This window comes from Chitinophaga alhagiae (assembly GCF_003568665.1).
GTDB lineage: Bacteria > Bacteroidota > Bacteroidia > Chitinophagales > Chitinophagaceae > Chitinophaga > Chitinophaga alhagiae.
This window is the reverse complement of the sequence record NZ_QXMH01000002.1, coordinates 681,094-699,323: the sequence shown is the minus strand read 5'-3', so window position 1 is coordinate 699,323 and position 18,230 is coordinate 681,094. Positions and strand designations below refer to the sequence as shown.

18 protein-coding genes and 2 tRNA genes are annotated in these 18,230 nt (G+C 52.1%); 7 read left to right on the top strand and 13 right to left on the bottom strand.

The features are described 5' to 3' along the window. Nucleotides 1-102: 102 nt before the first annotated feature. Nucleotides 103-765, top strand: a complete 663-nt coding sequence (locus tag D3A97_RS13800; protein ID WP_198673987.1) for a Crp/Fnr family transcriptional regulator — start codon at nucleotides 103-105, stop codon at nucleotides 763-765. Nucleotides 766-794: 29 nt separating this feature from the next. Here the strand turns inward: D3A97_RS13800 and D3A97_RS13795 are convergent, their stop codons facing one another. The 4 genes from D3A97_RS13795 to D3A97_RS13780 all read right to left on the bottom strand — a co-directional run bounded on the left by D3A97_RS13795 (nucleotide 795) and on the right by D3A97_RS13780 (nucleotide 4,193). After that, entirely contained in the window at nucleotides 795-1,244 is a 450-nt protein-coding gene (locus tag D3A97_RS13795) for an OsmC family protein (RefSeq protein WP_119079565.1), read from the bottom strand. A 123-nt stretch (nucleotides 1,245-1,367) separates the two neighbouring features. Further along, on the bottom strand, nucleotides 1,368-2,681 hold the full coding sequence (locus D3A97_RS13790; RefSeq protein WP_157986536.1) for a S41 family peptidase: 1,314 nt from the start codon (nucleotides 2,679-2,681) through the stop codon (nucleotides 1,368-1,370). A 233-nt stretch (nucleotides 2,682-2,914) separates the two neighbouring features. After that, nucleotides 2,915-2,998: transfer RNA gene (locus D3A97_RS13785), tRNA-Leu, on the bottom strand. Nucleotides 2,999-3,050: 52 nt separating this feature from the next. After that, a complete protein-coding gene (locus D3A97_RS13780; RefSeq protein ID WP_119079067.1) occupies nucleotides 3,051-4,193 on the bottom strand; it encodes a sensor histidine kinase in 1,143 nt (380 codons plus the stop codon). A gap of 131 nt (nucleotides 4,194-4,324) precedes the next feature. On the opposite strand from D3A97_RS13780, the gene D3A97_RS13775 reads away from it, so the two are divergent. Then, nucleotides 4,325-5,365 (top strand): glycosyltransferase family 2 protein, encoded by a 1,041-nt coding sequence (locus D3A97_RS13775; RefSeq protein ID WP_119079066.1) that lies wholly within the window; start codon nucleotides 4,325-4,327, stop codon nucleotides 5,363-5,365. A 59-nt stretch (nucleotides 5,366-5,424) separates the two neighbouring features. Further along, nucleotides 5,425-5,619, top strand: coding sequence for a hypothetical protein (locus tag D3A97_RS13770; protein WP_119079065.1), 195 nt, complete (start codon nucleotides 5,425-5,427; stop codon nucleotides 5,617-5,619). Nucleotides 5,620-6,219: 600 nt separating this feature from the next. On the opposite strand, the gene D3A97_RS13765 is transcribed toward D3A97_RS13770, so the two are convergent. Next, nucleotides 6,220-6,292, bottom strand: a tRNA-Gly gene (locus D3A97_RS13765). A 164-nt stretch (nucleotides 6,293-6,456) separates the two neighbouring features. On the opposite strand from D3A97_RS13765, the gene D3A97_RS13760 reads away from it, so the two are divergent. After that, nucleotides 6,457-7,719, top strand: coding sequence for a DUF6786 family protein (locus D3A97_RS13760; protein WP_119079064.1), 1,263 nt, complete (start codon nucleotides 6,457-6,459; stop codon nucleotides 7,717-7,719). On the opposite strand, the gene D3A97_RS13755 is transcribed toward D3A97_RS13760, so the two are convergent. Further along, nucleotides 7,703-8,302: an IMPACT family protein gene (locus D3A97_RS13755; RefSeq protein ID WP_119079063.1), complete on the bottom strand. Its 600-nt coding sequence runs from the start codon at nucleotides 8,300-8,302 to the stop codon at nucleotides 7,703-7,705. The genes D3A97_RS13760 and D3A97_RS13755 overlap by 17 nt on opposite strands. A gap of 3 nt (nucleotides 8,303-8,305) precedes the next feature. After that, on the bottom strand, nucleotides 8,306-9,352 hold the full coding sequence (ribD, locus tag D3A97_RS13750; protein ID WP_119079062.1) for a bifunctional diaminohydroxyphosphoribosylaminopyrimidine deaminase/5-amino-6-(5-phosphoribosylamino)uracil reductase RibD: 1,047 nt from the start codon (nucleotides 9,350-9,352) through the stop codon (nucleotides 8,306-8,308). 73 nt (nucleotides 9,353-9,425) lie between these two features. Between ribD and prmC the strand changes: the two genes are divergently transcribed. After that, nucleotides 9,426-10,280, top strand: a complete 855-nt coding sequence (gene prmC, locus D3A97_RS13745) for a peptide chain release factor N(5)-glutamine methyltransferase (RefSeq protein ID WP_157986535.1) — start codon at nucleotides 9,426-9,428, stop codon at nucleotides 10,278-10,280. Between the two features lie 52 nt (nucleotides 10,281-10,332). On the opposite strand, the gene D3A97_RS13740 is transcribed toward prmC, so the two are convergent. The 4 genes from D3A97_RS13740 to D3A97_RS13725 all read right to left on the bottom strand — a co-directional run bounded on the left by D3A97_RS13740 (nucleotide 10,333) and on the right by D3A97_RS13725 (nucleotide 13,319). Continuing rightward, entirely contained in the window at nucleotides 10,333-10,752 is a 420-nt protein-coding gene (locus D3A97_RS13740; protein ID WP_119079060.1) for an ExbD/TolR family protein, read from the bottom strand. Nucleotides 10,753-10,779: 27 nt separating this feature from the next. Next, entirely contained in the window at nucleotides 10,780-11,493 is a 714-nt protein-coding gene (locus D3A97_RS13735; RefSeq protein ID WP_119079059.1) for a MotA/TolQ/ExbB proton channel family protein, read from the bottom strand. Nucleotides 11,494-11,570: 77 nt separating this feature from the next. Then, nucleotides 11,571-12,806: a peptidase T gene (gene pepT, locus D3A97_RS13730; RefSeq protein WP_119079058.1), complete on the bottom strand. Its 1,236-nt coding sequence runs from the start codon at nucleotides 12,804-12,806 to the stop codon at nucleotides 11,571-11,573. 78 nt (nucleotides 12,807-12,884) lie between these two features. Then, on the bottom strand, nucleotides 12,885-13,319 hold the full coding sequence (locus tag D3A97_RS13725) for an FKBP-type peptidyl-prolyl cis-trans isomerase (RefSeq protein WP_119079057.1): 435 nt from the start codon (nucleotides 13,317-13,319) through the stop codon (nucleotides 12,885-12,887). A gap of 100 nt (nucleotides 13,320-13,419) precedes the next feature. On the opposite strand from D3A97_RS13725, the gene D3A97_RS13720 reads away from it, so the two are divergent. Continuing rightward, nucleotides 13,420-14,577, top strand: coding sequence for an exo-beta-N-acetylmuramidase NamZ family protein (locus D3A97_RS13720; protein ID WP_119079056.1), 1,158 nt, complete (start codon nucleotides 13,420-13,422; stop codon nucleotides 14,575-14,577). Nucleotides 14,578-14,673: 96 nt separating this feature from the next. After that, the gene (gene fmt / locus D3A97_RS13715; protein ID WP_119079055.1) at nucleotides 14,674-15,597 is read left to right on the top strand and encodes a methionyl-tRNA formyltransferase; all 924 of its coding nucleotides are present in this window, start codon (nucleotides 14,674-14,676) and stop codon (nucleotides 15,595-15,597) included. Between the two features lie 29 nt (nucleotides 15,598-15,626). Here fmt and D3A97_RS13710 read toward each other — a convergent pair whose 3' ends face one another. Beyond that, a complete protein-coding gene (locus D3A97_RS13710) occupies nucleotides 15,627-16,697 on the bottom strand; it encodes a LysM peptidoglycan-binding domain-containing protein (protein WP_119079054.1) in 1,071 nt (356 codons plus the stop codon). Between the two features lie 107 nt (nucleotides 16,698-16,804). After that, nucleotides 16,805-18,190 (bottom strand): methyltransferase RsmF C-terminal domain-like protein, encoded by a 1,386-nt coding sequence (locus tag D3A97_RS13705; protein WP_119079053.1) that lies wholly within the window; start codon nucleotides 18,188-18,190, stop codon nucleotides 16,805-16,807. Nucleotides 18,191-18,230: the final 40 nt, after the last annotated feature.

The window sequence follows — 18,230 nt, the reverse complement described above, 5'->3', positions numbered from 1 at the left end:
GCTTTCAAAAACCTGATAGCAATCATCCCCATCCCCGTATAAAGTCATCTCCTGCGGATGATGGATACTGCAACTTGTGTTCCATCAACAACCAAGGCCAACATGGATACAGCGCACCAGGAGATCAGCACATTGCTCAACCGGAGTTACCCTTTGCTGCCGGCGCCGGTGAAAGACATCATCAGCCAGAGAGCGGCACTGATGCCGGCAAAAAAAGGAGAGACCATCACCCGTCAGGGGCAGTTGCTGAAAAACGGCATCCTGGTAGGAGCGGGATATATGAAGGTATACCGCGAAGGGCCGGAAGGAGAGATATTTATGTACTACCTTGAACCGGGGCATGCCTGTGCCATGTCTTTCGTATGCGCGCAGCGTACTGAAGTAAGCGGCGTAATGATCACCGCGCTCGAAGATAGCCTGGTCATCTTGCTGCCCCGGCCGGTGATGGAGCAGCTAATGCAGAAAAGCCATGACTGGAGCCGGTTTGTTGTGGATACGTACCGCGCGCGGTTCGATGATCTGCTGCAGGCTTTTGACAGCGTTGTCTTCAAAAGGCTCGATGAACGGCTACTGAATTACCTTCATGATCAGTCTGCGAAAATCAGCAGCCGCACACTCCAGATCACCCACCAGCAAATTGCCGACGATCTGCATTCCACCAGGGAGGCAGTATCCCGCCTGCTGAAAAATATGGAACAGCAAGGGCTGCTGGCCATCAACCGTAACAGCCTGCTATTAAAGACCGGCATTGTCCGGAGACCGTAATGCGGGCAATACCGGTTAACTGATCATATTCACATTCCCGTTTTCTTGTTGGAAAATATCGTTACACCATTGTACGTCACATCCCAGGTAACGGGTATAACCTTCTTCAGCATATCGCTCACGCCGCAGAATTTTTCCTGTGATTGCGTAACGGCAGTCAACGCCGCGTCCTGCCACGCTTCCGGGCCTTCAAACAGATAGTTGAGGTGAACGGCCGTATATTGCATGGGGTGGCCCTGTGACAGTTGCCCCTGCACTTTTATGTCAAAGCTGTTAACTTCTTTTTGGGCCTTGCGCAGCAGCGATACTACGTCCATGCCAGTGCAGCCAGATAGCGCTGTCAATACCAGCGGTTTGGGAATGGGGCCATTATCTTCGCCGCCAACTTTTTCCGGGCCGTCCAGAACAATCGTATGACCATTGACCAGGGAGTTGAATTGCATTTTGCCCATCCATTGGGAGATAATTTCGTGATGCATGATGTACTTGGGTTTAGATTGAATAATGTTCCACAAAATTCCCCTTCATGCAGTTAAAATTTGGTAACATTGATCACATAGCGATAGGAACGGCCAGCGATCTGAAGTCTTTAGCGAATCCGCTTACCATTTTAAATCAACAAGAGATATTATACTATCCAATTGTCCATCACGCTGATTAATCCGATCATGCAATAATCTTGGAATAACAATATCGGGCATAACTGGCGCTTTTATTGTCCCGGAAAATCCGGGAAGAACGAAGTTGCTTGTTGGATAGTAAAACTTGCATTTAGTTCGTTCAAGTTCCATTTCTTTAAGTTCCCCGGAAATCAGGAAGCGCTCTATTCCAGGCTCACCAGCTGTAACACCCATTTTATAATGTTTAAACCCGCAGAAAAACATATGTGCGCTGGAAAATGTACCCGCATTTACAAGCAGGATACATTCCCCGGCGAACTTGTCCGGAACATTCTTTGGAGTACTAAGCGGAGACGGCTCGTATGCAATTTCAGCATCTTTTGAATACCTCGCTTCATCCCCTAATGAATATTTATCAGGAGCTATATAGTTCATCAACTTTCGGGTGAGCGCCGAACTTCCTCCAAAATTATCACGCATGTCAATGACCAGCTTCCGGACTTTTAACAGGCTCAATTTTCGAAAAAAAGCAGGCAACTTTACATCCCATTCTTTAGCGTTATTGGGATTCAAATTGTGAATCTTCAGATATCCGATCTGCTTTTCATTAGCATGAATAATACTATCATATATAGCACTCCTGACATCCTTTTTTTTCAGTAAATTAATTCGGACCCCGCCATAAGTGTGCATATGTCCCTCAATTTCGATATTAAATTGCCCGCTCATCCCCAATAATGTATGTAATTGCTTTCCAAACGACGATTCCAGTGTATAATTTATATAAGAAATTTCAGTGGCTGCATAAGACACACCTTGATGCAACTGTGAAAGAATATCGTATGTTTTCTGTCCATTGATACTGGAAACATATTTCCCGTGCAGGTCCTGGCCTGCCTCATTGCCAAAGTTTTCATCGATAAACAGGCTGTCATTCTCTATAAATACAGAAAATGGGAAATACCTGCTCTCCAAAGAGTCTGTATGGGTCATTACAGGAGCAATACTATAGTGTGGGTTCTTTAAAGACTTAACCAATGGATATACTGCATAAAAAAATTCTTCTTTGGTCAATGAATCTTTAAACCATTCCTTTATGCTCGCTTTAAGGGAGTCATACCCCCCACGTTCTGTCATATAAAATGGATAAGGGGAACTGGACTCGATCAGCCTGGTGATGATAGCAAAGTCATGAAGCAGATCTTCAGGAGCGATCCGCGAACTTTCCGGACCCGTATGTGTGTTGCATGAAAAATTAAATTGAGAAAGGATACATATAAACAGCCATACTGGCATTGTGCTGCTGGATCTCTTTAAACAGGTAAGTCTGAACATACTATTAGCCTTCATAACTATATTAACAGATTAAATAATTCAGTCCGGCTTATCCCGAAAAGTTGACTTTTTGACGGACGAAATTTTCGAATTAAAAGCGTGAATGGGGCCATTCGGCTGATATACACCAGGATAAGGAGCGCCGCTAAAAAGAAAACGAGACAAACAAGGATTTTCCTCATTTGTCTCGTATGTGCGGAGGAGGAGATTCGAACTCCCAAGCCCTTTCAGGCACTACCACCTCAAAGTAGCGCGTCTACCAATTTCGCCACCTCCGCGGGTGATAAGGTGTGCAAAAATAAATCCTTTTTGCAAACAAGCAAATATATTTTATTTACGGAGCCAGATCCGGAAGGTGGTGCCCTTGTTCGGCTCCGACCATTTCACCGTCAGGCGGCCTTTATGGTAATCCTGGATGATACGTTTGGCCAGCGAAAGCCCCAGTCCCCAGCCCCGTTTCTTGGTGCTGAAACCGGGGGTAAATATCTTGTCGTGCAGCCCCTTGGGCACCCCCTTTCCTGTATCCGTTACATCAATTACGATATGGGCGGTATGATTTTCGATCACCACGGAGATCTCCCCGGTGCCTTCCATAGCATCCAGGGCATTTTTCAGCAGGTTTTCCAGCACCCAGTCAAACAGCGGCGGCGAGATCATGGCCATCACTTCCGGCTCGGTACTGTGCAGGGAAAAGGATACTTTTTGCGGGGCCCGCTTGCGGATGTAGGCCACCATATTTTCCACCTGCGACACCAGGTTACGCTCTTCCAGGTGGGGCACGCTGCCTATTTTCGAGAAACGGTCCGTGATGAGCTTCAGGCGGTCTACGTCTTTGGCCAGCTCCGTTACCAGCGGCAGGTTCTCATTGTTTTCCCGCAATATTTCCAGCCAGGCCTCCATGGAAGAAAGCGGAGTGCCCAACTGGTGGGCCGTTTCCTTGGCCAGGCCCACCCACACCTGATTTTGCGTGGCCCGGTTGGTAGAAGACAGGGCAAACAGCACCACACCAATGAACAGGGCCACCACCAGCAGCTGGATGTAAGGATAGTACCGCACCTGCTTCAGGATGAGGGAATCCCCGTAGTAGATATAGTTGTTGGTTTTGGCATCTATGGCCATAATGAACGGCGGATGCTGCTTTTTGAAATTGGCCAGCTGTTTGTTGAGGTACTGGGGGCTCCTGGACACCTCCGCGGAGTCCAGGTTGCGATGGTCAATGATCTTGCCATGATCGTCCGTCAATATGAGGGGAATGGTGGTATTGGTGGTAATGATAGACACTGCCAGGTTCAGGTTGGCATCTTCAGGGGCCTGCAGCAGTTCCCGGTTGGCTTCCACCCAGGTGGCCACATTCTTGGTTTCTTCGTGCTGGATCTTCTCAGACAGGTTGTTCACGAACCAGATGGTGGCCACAATGATTACCACGGCCACCGCTACCAGTGTAAACCTCCAGCCAATATACTGTTTAAACATCTGCTGTTTTAATAAAGCCACATCCGGAGCGCCCGGCTGTTAACTATCAACTAAATTAATAATATTCGGAGGCTTTGTTGCATATTTGCAACGCTAAAAAACATTTTTGTCACGGATTAAACGAATGTCTTTTGACGGTATTGCCTTCGGTAGCGGTGGTTATTCTGAACTGGAACGGAAAAGCTTTTCTGGAACGCTTTCTCCCCTCCGTGTGCGCCTCCCGTTACGGCAACCTCAGCATTTACGTGGCAGACAATGCTTCTACTGATGATAGCCTGGCCTATGTAGCCTCGGCCTTTCCCCAGGTACGCATTATCCGGAACGCCAGCAACGCTGGCTTTGCGGGGGGCTATAACGAGGCCCTCCGGCAGGTGGAGGCAGACATTTTTGTGCTGCTCAACCAGGATGTGGAGGTAGAGCCCGGCTGGATCACCCCGGTTATTGAGCAGATGGAGCAAGACCCCTCTATAGCGGCCTGCCAGCCAAAGCTGCGGGCGTACCATAACAGGGAAGAGTTTGAGTATGCCGGGGCGGCGGGCGGCTGGATGGACATTCTCGGTTACACCTTCTGCCGCGGCCGCATCTTGTATACCACGGAAACGGACCGGGGGCAGTATGACAACGCACAAGATATTTTCTGGGCCACAGGGGCCGCCCTCTTCATCCGTTCCCGCTGCTTTTTTGAAGCAGGCGGCTTTGATCCCTTCTTTTTTGCCCATATGGAGGAAGTAGACCTCTGCTGGCGGCTGCAGCGGGCCGGCTACCGTATTTCCTACTGCCCCGGCTCCGTAGTGTATCATGTAGGCGGCGGCAGCCTGCCGCAGGGCAACCCGCGCAAGTTGTACCTCAACTTCCGCAACAACCTCATCATGCTCCGCAAAAACCTGCATTTCAAAGAGCAGTGGATCATTTTATCGCAACGCTTCGTGCTGGACCTCCTGGCGGCCGTTAAAAGCCTGGTTTCCGGCAAGCCGAAAGATATGATGGCCATTTTCAGGGCGTACCGCGACTATTACAGGTGGCGGCGCACGGAAGAAAAGAAACTCCCGGACACCCTCCCCCGCAAACGGCTCTACGACCTGCAGGGCGTGTTTCACGGCATCATGATCTGGCGCTATTATTTCCTGCATAAAAAGACTTTCCGCGAACTGTGGCGGCCAAAGAAGAAATAAATCTCATATTTGGACTTTGTAAATTTCCTTTGTAAGTTTGCGGAGCGAAAAAAATCAATATGGATCATACAGTTGAAAATAAGAACGATTTTACCCGCGACTGGGTCTCTTCCTCCCGTTTCCTTTTTTATTTAAAGCTGGCCTGCGTTCTGGCATTTTTCCTGGGTGGCTGTTATAAACTTTACGAACATCGTTACAAAAAACCGAAAGTGAGCGTTCCGGAAAGCAGCCTGTATGAGCCGAAATACAAATAAATAATTATCCTGATACGACATTAAGAAGCCGCACCTGACCAGGTGCGGCTTTTTCTTGCCCCCCATGGCCGGAAAGGAGGCCTGGAAGTGTTGGGAATGGGGGTCTGATCTAGGTGCTATCTAGGTGTGCCCCAGGGAGGTCTGGGTAGGAACAAGGTCTAGCTTAGGTCTAAACTCGGTCAAACCTCGGTCAATCTAGGTCTTTGTACGTTGCAATGAGAGGAAACCGGGGGTTCCAAGCCGATAACAAGGCGACAAGAAGCCGATAAGCCCGGGGATCCAAGCCGATAACAAGGCGACAAAAAGGCGATAAGCCTGTTTCTGTCTTATTACTGTCTTATACTGAAAAAACTTTACAGGGGTTAGGTGTTAGTTACAGGTTTCGCTTGACAGCATTGTCGTTAAACACGTTTTTCGCTTTACAGGTAACTGGATTACCACGAATATCGCTTTACAATTGCAAGCTAAGATTTTATTTGTGATGCGGTTTCCATTTTTTAGGCAGGATGCCGGTTTGCTGATGAGCCACATTGAGAGGAATCCAGGGCTTCGCCAAAACAAAAAAGCCCGGTTGATACAACCAGGCTTTTTTATTTTCTGAGCGGAAGACCGGGCTCGAACCGGCCACCCCGACCTTGGCAAGGTCGTGCTCTACCAAATGAGCTACTTCCGCATTTGCCGTTTTGGGATTGCAAAAATAGGAAACAGATTCAAATCAGCAAATAATTTTTTACCCCTCTGCAAAAAATCCGGAACGATCCTGCAAAACCGCGCTGGCAGCCGCAATTATACGCTTGTTAAAGGAATTAATGTTTTATACTTGTAAATTATTCAAGCATGGAACTATTCCGCCATATCATGAGAAATTACCTGGCCTGCGGCGTTCTGCTGCTGGCAGCCTGCGGCACCGGCCAACACCAGCGGCAACAGCAACAACCGCAGGCCGGTCAACAGCCATCTATTTCAATACCGGAAAATTTTGGTGCTGATGTAGCCTTTTTGCAGGAGCATGTGAGCACCATTGTACTGAAAGACAGTACGAGCCAGTCGGCTATTGCCATTGTGCCCGCATGGCAGGGCCGGGTAATGACCAGTACGGTGTCCGGCAACGAAGGGCGGAGCCTGGGCTGGCTCAACCATAGCCTGATAGCTGGCGGCAAGGTGCAGCCGCATATCAATGCCTATGGCGGGGAAGACCGCTTCTGGCTGGGCCCGGAAGGCAGCCGCAACAGCTTTTATTTTGCTCCTGGAGATACATTTGACATCAGCCGCTGGCAAGTGCCCGCCCCTATTGACACCGAACCTTTCAACATCATCCAGCAAAGCAAAGCGGCTGTTTCCTTTGAAAAAGACATGCAGCTCACCAACTACAAGGGGCATGTGTTCAACATTAAAACACGCCGTACCATTACGCTGATTGCCCGCAGAGACATCCGCAACTACCTGGGCCTTGACCTCCACAAAAGCATTCATGCCGTGGCCTTCCACTCGGCCAATACTATCATCAACAACGGTAAACAGAAGTGGGACACAGCCTATGGCATGCCGTCCATCTGGATATTGGGCATGTTCCCGGCAGGCGCCCAAAGCACGGTAATGGTGCCCTTGCGCAATAACCGCACGGTAAACGATGCCTATTTCGGAAAGGTGCCGGGCAACCGGCTGGTGATCAATAGCAGGAACAAGATCGCCTATTTCAGGGCAGATGCCAAATACCGCAGTAAGATAGGCGTGAAACAAGCAGACTGTTACAATTACCTGGGCAGTTACGATGCGGAGCACAAAGTGCTCACCATTGTACAGTTTACCCTGCCCCGCAGTACCCAACGGTATGTAAATGCCGCTTGGGACCCCGCTGCCGCCCCCTTTGGCGGTGATGCACTGAATGCCTATAACGATGGGCCTCCCGCCGAAGGCCAGCCGCAATTAGGCCGCTTTTTTGAACTGGAAAGCTCCTCTCCCGCCGCTGGCCTTAAACCGGGCGCCGCGCTGGAGCATTACCACCGCACCATTCACTTGCAGGGAGAAGAAAAACGCCTGGCGCCGGTAGTGAAAAAATTGTTCGGCGTTACACTGGCGGATATTATGAAGCAGGGCTAACGTCCAGGTTATAGATGTCTTTCAAACGCAGCAAACACAGGTCAAGGCTGGCTTTGGGAATACCTATCTCCATACTGCAGAACAACTGGAGGTCTTGCTGCAACACCGTGCAGTTATTTTGTTTCACCACCATCATCACATCGTTCAGGATGGTATAGTCAAAAGACAGTTTGTACCGCGCTTCCACATTTTTTTGCACGGCGGGTATGAGCTGCAATACCAGCGCGCAAGACATTTTATACGCGTTGATAAGCCCTGGTACGCCCAGCAGGGTGCCGCCAAAGTAACGCACCACTACCACCAGCGCGTCCGTGAGTTGTTTACTGTCTATTTGTCCAAGTATGGGCTTGCCGGCGGAGCCGGAAGGCTCCCCGTCATCTACCGCGCGGAACTGCAGCCCGTCTGTGCCCAGGCGGTATGCATAACAGTGGTGCGTGGCTTTGGGATGCTCTTTTTTTACCTCCTGCAAACATTCTTTTACCTCATCGGTGGTTTTTACGGGGTATGCATATGCGAGGAATTTACTGCCTCTGTCCTTAAACTCTGCTACTGCCTTTTTTTCTATCGTATAATAAACTTCCATTGTCTAGGTTGATGAAGAAGGGGGCGTGTAAATGGCGATACGGTCACCCATTACATGCGCTTCTTCCTGTAATTGTACATGCCCCGGAGCGGGCGCTTTCAGGCCACCGCCCAGCAGTACGGAGCCGGTGATCACCCGCATCTCGTCCCACAGCCCGCTGCTGATAAAACTTTCCAGCAGCCGGGCGCCGCCTTCTACCATCACGCTTTGGATACCAGCGCTGTGCAGTTCCGCCAGCAGTGAAGGCAACAGGTTGCCGTTCTCAAAATCCACCACGATGGTTTGCGTACGGCCTTTCACCGCGGTAATAAAAAAAGTGGGCGCTTCATTGTTCCACAGGTGGTAATGCGGCGGTACTTTCAGCTCCCGGTCTATCACCAGGCGTACGGGGCTTTTACCGGGCCAGAGGCGTGTAGTAAGCCGGGGGTTATCCGCCAGCGCCGTTTGTGTGCCTACCATAATGCCCATTTCAGCGCTACGCCAGCGGTGTACCAGCCGGTTGGCATACTGGTTTGAGATACGCACGGGCTGGCCATTTTCAGGGGCTATATACCCGTCTGCGGACTGGGCCCATTTCAGTACGATGTAAGGGCGTTTTTTTTCATGATAGGTAAAAAAACGCCGGTTAATCTGGCGGCAATCTGCTTCCAGCACCCCGGTGGTCACTTCCACGCCTGCCGCTTCCAGTTTGGCAATGCCGCGGCCGGCAACGGCGGAAAAAGTATCTACGCAGCCGATCACTACCCGCGGTATTTTCTGCGCCACCAGCAAGTCCGCGCAGGGAGGTGTTTTACCATGGTGCGCACAGGGCTCCAGCGTAACGTACATGGTGGCTTTGGGGACCAGCTCCCGCAGGCCTTCCGGCACGCTGTTCACACAGTTCACTTCCGCATGGGCCTGGCCGTACACGCGGTGGTACCCTTCCCCGATCACCTGCCCTTCATGCACCAGCACGGCTCCCACCATCGGGTTAGGGGCCACATGGCCGTCTCCCAGGCGGGCCAGCTGCAAACAACGTTGCATAAAAAATTCGTGCTGTGCGTGCTCCATGAATGCGTTTGAAATAGCTATGTTTGCAAAAATATTGTTTCGGCGGCTATTTTCCGCTGATCATCTGAAGAACATGACCATTCAATCTGCATTTGCCGGCCTCGTAGCAGCCATCAGGTCCATTTACGATGCCCGTGAAGCCGCAAACGTTGCGCACCTGGTGATGGAACATATTACCGGGTTAGGTAAGCTGGACCGGGTTGTGCATAAGGACGCCGACCTGTCTCCCGCGCAGGAAACACAATATCAGCAGGCCATCACCCAGCTGCTGGAACACCGCCCCGTACAACATATTACCGGCAAGAGCTGGTTCTACGGCCTGGAGCTGATTGTCAGTGACCAGGTACTGATACCCCGCCCTGAAACAGAAGAGCTGGTAGAATGGATCTTGCTGGACCATCCCTCCAAACCCGCCCTGCGCCTGCTGGACGTAGGCACCGGCAGCGGCAGCATTCCCATTGCCCTCAAAAAACAATGGCCCATGGCGGATATCTGGGCCATGGACATCAGCGCCTGCGCTATTTCCATGGCCACCCGCAATGCGAGCCTGCAGCATACGCCTATCCGTTTCCTGCACCAGGACGTGCTGTCTCCGGACGCCTTCAAGGTACTGCCTTCCCTCAACATCATTGTCAGTAATCCCCCTTACATTCCCGAGCAGGAAAGGGCGGGTATGCAAACACAGGTTGAAGCATTTGAGCCGTCCATTGCCCTGTTTGTTCCGGACAGGGACCCGCTGCGTTTTTACCGCGCCATTGCCCTGCTGGCCCTGGAAAAGCTGGAGCCGGGCGGCAAGCTGTATTTCGAGATACATGAGTCTTACGGCGCGGACGTGGTAAATATGCTGAAAGAGAACGGTTTTGCGGACGTACGGCTGAAACAGGATATGTTTGGAAAAGACAGGATGGTAAGGGCCGTGAAGAAATAAAAAAGGGCCGTACCTTCTTGTGGTACAGCCCTTTCATGTATGTAACGATGCGTTACTTCTTGTTACCGGCCGCGCTTTGCGGGTTGGCCGTGCCCAGCACGGTTTTGGCCCCCAGCTCCCGCGCTATCTGCATTACGCTTACCACGGCGCTGATGGGCACCGTTTCCTCCGCGTTGATCACAATTGTGGGATCTACTTCGCCCAGGGGAATTTTGGGTACCAGCACTGCACGCAACTGCTCAAAGCTGACCTTCTGCGTACCTACATAAAACTGCTGGCCCGCATCTATGCTGACCACTACGGTCTGTTTTGCCTTGGTATTGCTCTTGGCCTTCGGCAACATCAGTTTGATCACGTTGGGATTGGCCAGGGAAGATACGATCAGGAAGAATAACAGCAGGATGAACAGGATGTCGTTCAACGCGCCGTTATGCATTTCCGCCTGCCCTTTTTTTCGCCTCCTCAAATTCATACAAAAATCTATTACGAATTAGGAATTTCATCTGGTAGGCTCCTGCAGCACGTCAATAAACTCTGCTGAAGAACCTTCCATTTTATTGATCACCTTGTCTATCTGCGCCTGCAGGTAGCTGTAGCCGATGTAGGCCACCAGGCCTATGATGAGGCCTGCCGCGGAGGTCACCATTTTCACGTAAATACCGCCGGCAATGGTGCTGAGGGTAATATCCGAGGTCTGGGAGATGTTGAAGAAAGTCTGGATCATACCGGCAATGGTGCCCAGGAAGCCGAACATGGGGGCTATACCGGCAATAATAGACAGTATGACCAGGTTCTTTTCCATTTTGTATATCTCCAGCTTGCCCACATTTTCCATAGATTTTTCAATGTTGTCTATAGGCTTGCCAATGCGCTGAATGCCTTTGTCTATCATGCGCGCAATGGGGCTGTTGGTGTTTTTGGACAGTGAACGGGCGGCGTTGATATTGCCGGAAGTAATATGGTCCCGTATCATGGGCATGAAATTGCTTTCCATTTTGCCCGCCCTTGAAATGGTGATATATCTTTCCACGAAAACATACACGGCAATAACGGAGAGAACGCCCAGCGGTATCATCAGCGGGCCTCCTTTCAGGATCATGTCCCACAACCTGATCTCCTGTGCCGCGGTAGCAGCAGCGCTCGCGCCGGCGGCCACGGTATCGGCCTTGGGCAGTAAAAGCGAGTCCTGCATAAACGTAACGAGTCCTAACATGAATTAAATTTTAACCTTTTTCATGAAATATAAGGGGTCAAAGTAATAATAAAAACGCAATGCTGTATAAATTATTATCAACTCTTTTCCTCCCACACCTGCACCAGGTGAATAATGGTATCTACGGCCTTTTCCATGTCCTGCACGCTGATGTACTCCTGCTTGCTGTGCAGCGCCATTTCTCCCGTAAAGATATTGGGGCAGGGCAGGCCCATGAATGAAAGCCTGGAGCCGTCCGTACCGCCCCTGATGCTCATTTTCAGCGGTCCCACACCGGCTCGGCGGATGGCTTCTTCCGCATACGCCGTCACCTGCGGGTGTTTGTCAAGCACCTCTTTCATATTGCGGTACTGCGCTGTTATCTCAAAGCTGGCCGTAGCGCCGGGGTGCTGTTTGACCACGGTTTCCATGATCTTGCGGAGATAAAACTCGTGACCCTGCAGCTCCGGCACGGTGAAGTCACGGATAATAAAATCGATGGTGGTTTTTTCCACGGAGCCCTGTATGCGTACGGGGTGAATAAAGCCCTGGCGGTCTTCGGTGGTTTCCGGGGAAAGGATGTCTTTCGGCAACTGGTCCACAATGGCCGCGGCTATCTTGATAGCGCTGACCAGCTTCCCTTTTGCGGCGCCAGGGTGTACGCTTACGCCGTGGACAGTGATCTGCACCCCGTCCGCAGCAAAGGTCTCGTCTTCCAGGGAGCCCAGCTCGCCGCCGTCCATGGTATACCCGAACTGTGCGCCCAGGCGTTCCATGTTCACATGTTCCACCCCGCGGCCCACTTCCTCATCTGGCGTGAACAGCAGGCGGATGGCCCCATGTTTTATTTCCGGGTGCAGCACCAGGTACCTGGCCGCGTCCATGATCTCCGCCACACCGGCTTTATTGTCTGCGCCCAGCAACGTGGTGCCGCTGGCGGTGATAATATCATGCCCGGTTTTGCCGGCCAGGTAAGGGTGATGCTGCACGCTGATCACCTGCGAGGGATCATCCGGCAATACAATGTCTTTCCCGTCAAATTTTTCGTGTACAATGGGCTTTACGCCGGTACCGCTGCAATCCGGCGCGGTGTCCATATGCGCGCACAGACAGATCACGGGCACCTGTTTGGCGGTAGTAGCGGGGATGGTGGCATATACATAGCCGTGTTCGTCCATTTCCGCATCCGTAATGCCGGCCTCCTGCAATTCCTGCACCAGCAGGCGCGCCAGGTCTTTTTGCTTTTCGGTGGAAGGGAAAGTGCTGCTTTGCGGATCAGACTGCGTATCTATTTGCACATAACGCAGAAAGCGTTCTTTAACGGTATATTCCATGGGCTTGCGTAAAAAAGAAAAAGTAAAAAGCAGGATGCCCCGATTTTTACTTTTTCACTTGACTAATATTTCTATTTTTTAGGCTGAAACGATCTCAACCAGTTCAATATCAAAAATCAGCGGTTCACCGGCAAGGGGATGGTTCGCGTCCAGGGTGATGAACTCCGTGCCGATAGCGGCCACTTTTACGGGGAACACCTGGCCCTGCGGATTGCTCATCTGCAGCTCCATGCCAACGGTAGGGTTCAGGTCTGCCGGGATGTTCGCTTTCGGGAACTCCATGATCAGCTCGTCATTTTTTGGACCGTAAGCCTCCTCTACGGGAATGTTCAGTGTCCTTTTGTCTCCAGGCTTCATGTCCAGCACGCCATTGTCAAAGCCCTTTATTACCATACCGGCGCCCACAGTGAATTCCAGCGGATCCCTGCCTTCTGAGGAATCAAAGGTGTTACCGTTGTTCAAGCGGCCGTGGTAGTGTACCCGTACAGTATCTCCGGTCTTTACCTGTTGCATATAAATAATTTAAAATGAGATAATAGAAGGTGAAGGTACAGATTTTGTTTTTGATTTCTGGCCATGGCTCGTTAATTTGTTGCGTTCAACTCAATGGTATATGAAACAACTTGTAAGCATATTGCTGCTATGCTGCTGTTTTCCCGCTTTCTCCCAGCAAACCGTTACTACCGGCGCGGAACGTACCGCCGTATACCTGCCGCTGCTGAAAGACAAACGGGTGGGCATGCTGGTGAACCAGACCTCCATATTGGGGCCTTCCCACCTGGTAGATTCCCTCCTGGAAAGCGGGGTGAACATTGTGAAGATATTCAGCCCTGAACATGGTTTCCGCGGGCAGGCAGACGCCGGCGAAAAACTGGGCAACAGCACAGACCCCGCCACCGGCCTGCCCATTGTGTCTCTCTACGGCAAACACCGCCAGGCAGACAGCGCGGACCTGGCGGATGTGGACATACTCGTTTTTGACCTGCAGGACGTGGGTACCAGGTTCTATACCTATATATCCTCCCTGCAGGAACTGATGGAATCTGCCGCGGCATTCAACAAACCGCTGTTGGTGCTGGACCGCCCCAACCCCAATGGGCACTATGTAGACGGGCCGGTGCTGGACACTGCCTTCCGCTCCTTTGTAGGCATGCAGCCCATCCCCACTGTACATGGCATGACGGTAGGCGAGTATGCCCAAATGCTCAACGGTGAGGGATGGCTGAAAGGCGGCGTGCAATGCCTGCTCACGGTGATCACTTGTGAGAACTATGACCACAATACCCTGTACAGCCTGCCGGTAAAGCCCTCTCCCAACCTGCCCAATATGCGCTCCATCTATCTTTACCCTTCCACCTGCCTCTTTGAAGGCACGGCGTTCAGCCTGGGGCGCGGCACCAGCAAACCTTTCCAGGTATATGGCCACCCATCGCTGCCCAAACGCCTGTTCTCCTTTACCCCGCGCAGCATGCCCGGCGCCAAAACGCCCGTGCTGATGGACCAGACCTGCTATGGTTATGACCTGAGCGCTCCCGCCCAAAAAACCGTACGCCAGATAGACCTGGATTATGTGATCAACGCTTACAAGCTGTTCCCTGACAAGAGCAAATTCTTTAATGCCTTTTTTAATAAACTGGCCGGCAACAGCACGCTGCAGGCGCAGATCAGGGCCGGGCAATCTGCCGCCGCCATCCGCAAAAGCTGGGCGCCGGGGCTGCAAGCGTTTAAGGAGATCAGGAAGAAGTACCTGTTATATAAAGACTTTCAATAGCTCCGGCCTGTTGCACTGCTTGCGGGAAACCACTGCAATACCGACGGTGCATTCGCCTGTATATATACCGAAACCTAATTTCAATACATTTGCACCATGAGGATCATTTTTATGGGCACGCCAGACTTTGCCGTGGCGTCTCTTGATGCGCTGGTACAGCACGGTTACAACGTGGTGGCCGTTATTACCGCGCCAGACAAGCCGGCGGGCAGGGGGCTGCAACTGCAGCAAAGCGCGGTAAAACAATACGCCGCAAGCAAGCAGATACCCGTGCTGCAGCCTGAGAAACTGAAAAACCCCGCCTTCCTGGAAGAGCTGCGCTCCTACCAGGCAGACCTGCAAGTGGTAGTAGCCTTCCGCATGCTGCCGGAGGTGGTGTGGGATATGCCGCCCCTCGGCACCATTAACGTACATGCCTCGCTGCTGCCGCAATACCGCGGCGCGGCGCCCATTAACTGGGCTATCATCAACGGCGAAAAAGAATCAGGCGTTACCACCTTCAAACTGCAGCACGAAATTGATACCGGCAACATTCTCTTTGCTTCCCGGGTGGCCATCCGCGAAGATGAAACGGCCGGAGAACTGCATGACGACCTGATGAAAGCCGGTGCAGATGTATTGATAAAAACGGTGGAAGCCCTCTCCCGTGGCGGTGTTGAGGGCACCGTGCAAAACAATATTCCCCCCGGGGAACTGAAACATGCACCCAAAATATTCAAGGAAGATTGCCGGATCAACTGGGAACAGCCGGTCAACCATATTTATGATCTCATACGCGGCCTCAGTCCCTATCCTGCCGCATTCACCAGCCTGCAGGGCAAAACGCTGAAGGTCTTCAAGGCCGTAAAAGAACCGGTGCAGCATGCGCATACGCCGGGCAGTGTACACTCAGATCATAAAACGTACCTGAAATTTGCGGCAAACGGGGGATACATCCACGTAGAGGAGTTGCAGTTGGAGGGCAAAAAGAAGATGGGCGTGGTGGAATTTCTGCGGGGGTTCAGGTTTGAAACGAATTAAAAAAGGCGCCGTCACCGGCGCCTTTTTTATTATTTCTCGTCATAATGCAATTCACAATAAAACCGCCCTTCCGTGATCCCCAGCGCATCCTGCGCCGCATCGCTCAGCTTGATGATGAGGTTGGCATTCGCCTTTAACTGGGGGATGGCGTCCAGCACCTTGGCATAAATGGAACGGCCTGTTAAAGGGTTGGTCACTTTTACGATGGTGCCGCGCGGAGCGCTGTTATGCAACGCGTAATATTTGCCGGAACCTACTACGGCATTGCTCCTGAACCAGGTGCCAGGGCCTTTTTCCGTAACAGTGCTTCGCCCGTTGTTGGTCTGCTGCATGTAGATCTGCTCAAAACCTCCTTCCGGGATGGAAGGCGTACGGCCGAGGCTGGTTTCCTGGCGGGTTTCCGGTTCCGCGGCTTGTGACCGGGGCGCGGGGCGCGTTTCAGGCAATGTGGGCACTGTAGAGGCCACCGGTTTAGACTCCGGCTCCGCGGGCTGAGACCGGGGCGCAGGGCGCGTTTCAGGTTCAGCGGGTTGAGACCTGGCAACCACCGGCTCCGCGGGTTGCGGCTTGCTGGCCGCCGGCTCTGCAGCAGGCGTGCGCGAAGCGGTTTCCGCAACGGGGGCGGCAGCAGCCAGCACAGCAGATTGCCCGCTGCCTTTCACAAAACCCACTACCAGGTAAGCGTCTTTCTGTACCCCGTCTCCGGTAATATGGTTCCATTGACGCACATTGTCCAGCGGCACTTTGGCATAACGCACGTGAATGCGGTACAGCGTTTCCTTCTCGGCTACCTTGTGGTATACCGGGCGGAGGCCCGAACCGTTCTGCGCGTCTTTGGACTGTACAAAATTGTTCTTATTTAAAGGGATCGTGATCTGTTTGCCCAAACTAAGCCCCTGATCCATCTGCATTCTGTTCTTCGCCGCAATATCTTTGGGGCTCAGGCCATAGGAACGGCCAAGGCTGTACCATGTTTCCCCTTTCTTCACCGTATGCGTCAAATAAAGATCAGGAGCATTGCCCTGTACAAGAAGCGTGTCCTGCGCGGCTGCTCCTACTGTACTGGCCATCATTACACCTAACAAAACTGACTTTAACATAATTTCTAATACTTTAAGGGAACGAATATATGTGTTAAAAACGAATTTTCATTTATATCGAAACGACAAAAAACCAAATTTGTTGTTGCGCCACAACCGTTGCAGGCTCAAGGTTCCGCTGTTCCGGCCTTCAGAATGCGCATTTCCTTCGGGTAATAATTATTGGTCCTGTTCGGCAAGATCTTGGCCCAGCCCATGTTCATCCCGTTGTATCTCATCAGCGCCCAGCCTTTTTGTGTACCGTTCAGCTGCAGATCTTCCTTGCGCAGGTAACGCAGCGCATCTTCCAGCCCCAGTTCTATGGCCGGCAGGTCTGCCCCTATGCAGGTGCTCACCGCCAGCTGATGGTCAGGCACCAGGTCTTTTGCCGTTAGCTGCCCTGCTTTCACACCGGCCTTGCGGATATACAGGTTTTTCTGCAACAGGGGCAATTCTTCCGCCATGGCGGGCGTGAGAATGATCACTTCCCCGTTGTGCAGCATCATCACATGCGCCCCATCCTTTTTCAGCCAGGGAATAATGCGGGCAGCCTCACGCGGGGGCAACAGGCTCAGGTGCGCACGGTTTTTCTTGGGTAATGCTGCCATCCCCTTTTTCCGGAAGCAGGCAATAAAAAAGCCTTCGCCTTTCACCTGGTCCGGGTAAAAACGATAACCGTGCAAGCGGTGCCGCGGCGAAACGGTTTCTACAATATGCCATTCCGGCAGCAGCTGCAGCGGACAGTTTTCCAGTTCAAAATTCTCCAGCAGCCAGTCCATCACTGCTTCATCTTCTTCACGCGCGTAAGAGCAGGTGGAATAAACAAGTACGCCGCCCGGTTTGAGCGCCGGCAGCACATCCGCCAGAATCCTTTGCTGGCGCTGGCTGCAGAGCATCACATTCTCCTGTGACCATTCGTTGATGGCCTCAGGGTCACGGCGAAAGAGGCCGGAGCCGGAGCAGGGTGCGTCTGCTACGATTACATCAAAATATTCTTCAAGGCGGGCAAAATCACGCGGATCATTATTGGTGACCACCACATTTTCAGCGCCCCAGCGGGCAATGTTATCGGCCAGCAGCGACGCGCGCGGCTTGATCACTTCATTGGCCACCAGCAGGCTCTGCGGGTGGAGTACCCCCTGCATCAACGTACTTTTGCCACCGGGCGCGGCGCAGAGGTCCAGCGCTTTCAACGGCTGCTGCAGGTCTGCCGTTTGCCGCAGGGCTTCTTCCAGGAACATGGAAGATGCTTCCTGCACGTAATATGCGCCGGCATGAAATGAAGGATCGAACGTAAAAGAGGGACGGCTGGAAAGATAGTAGCCATAACGGCTCCAGGGCACGGGCGTTACCGTGAGCCGGGGAAAAAGCGCCGCCGCATCTGTTGCTTTCAGCGGTTGCAACCGCAACGATGTGATGCGCTCGCCGGATGCATGCACTTCCATGAACGGCCCGGGGCGGTAACCCGGCAGGCCTTGCAACGTATCTGTAAATGCTGACGGTAAAGAAGGCAATGGTACTTTTTCCGCAAATTTAGTGAATTGCGCGCGGAGA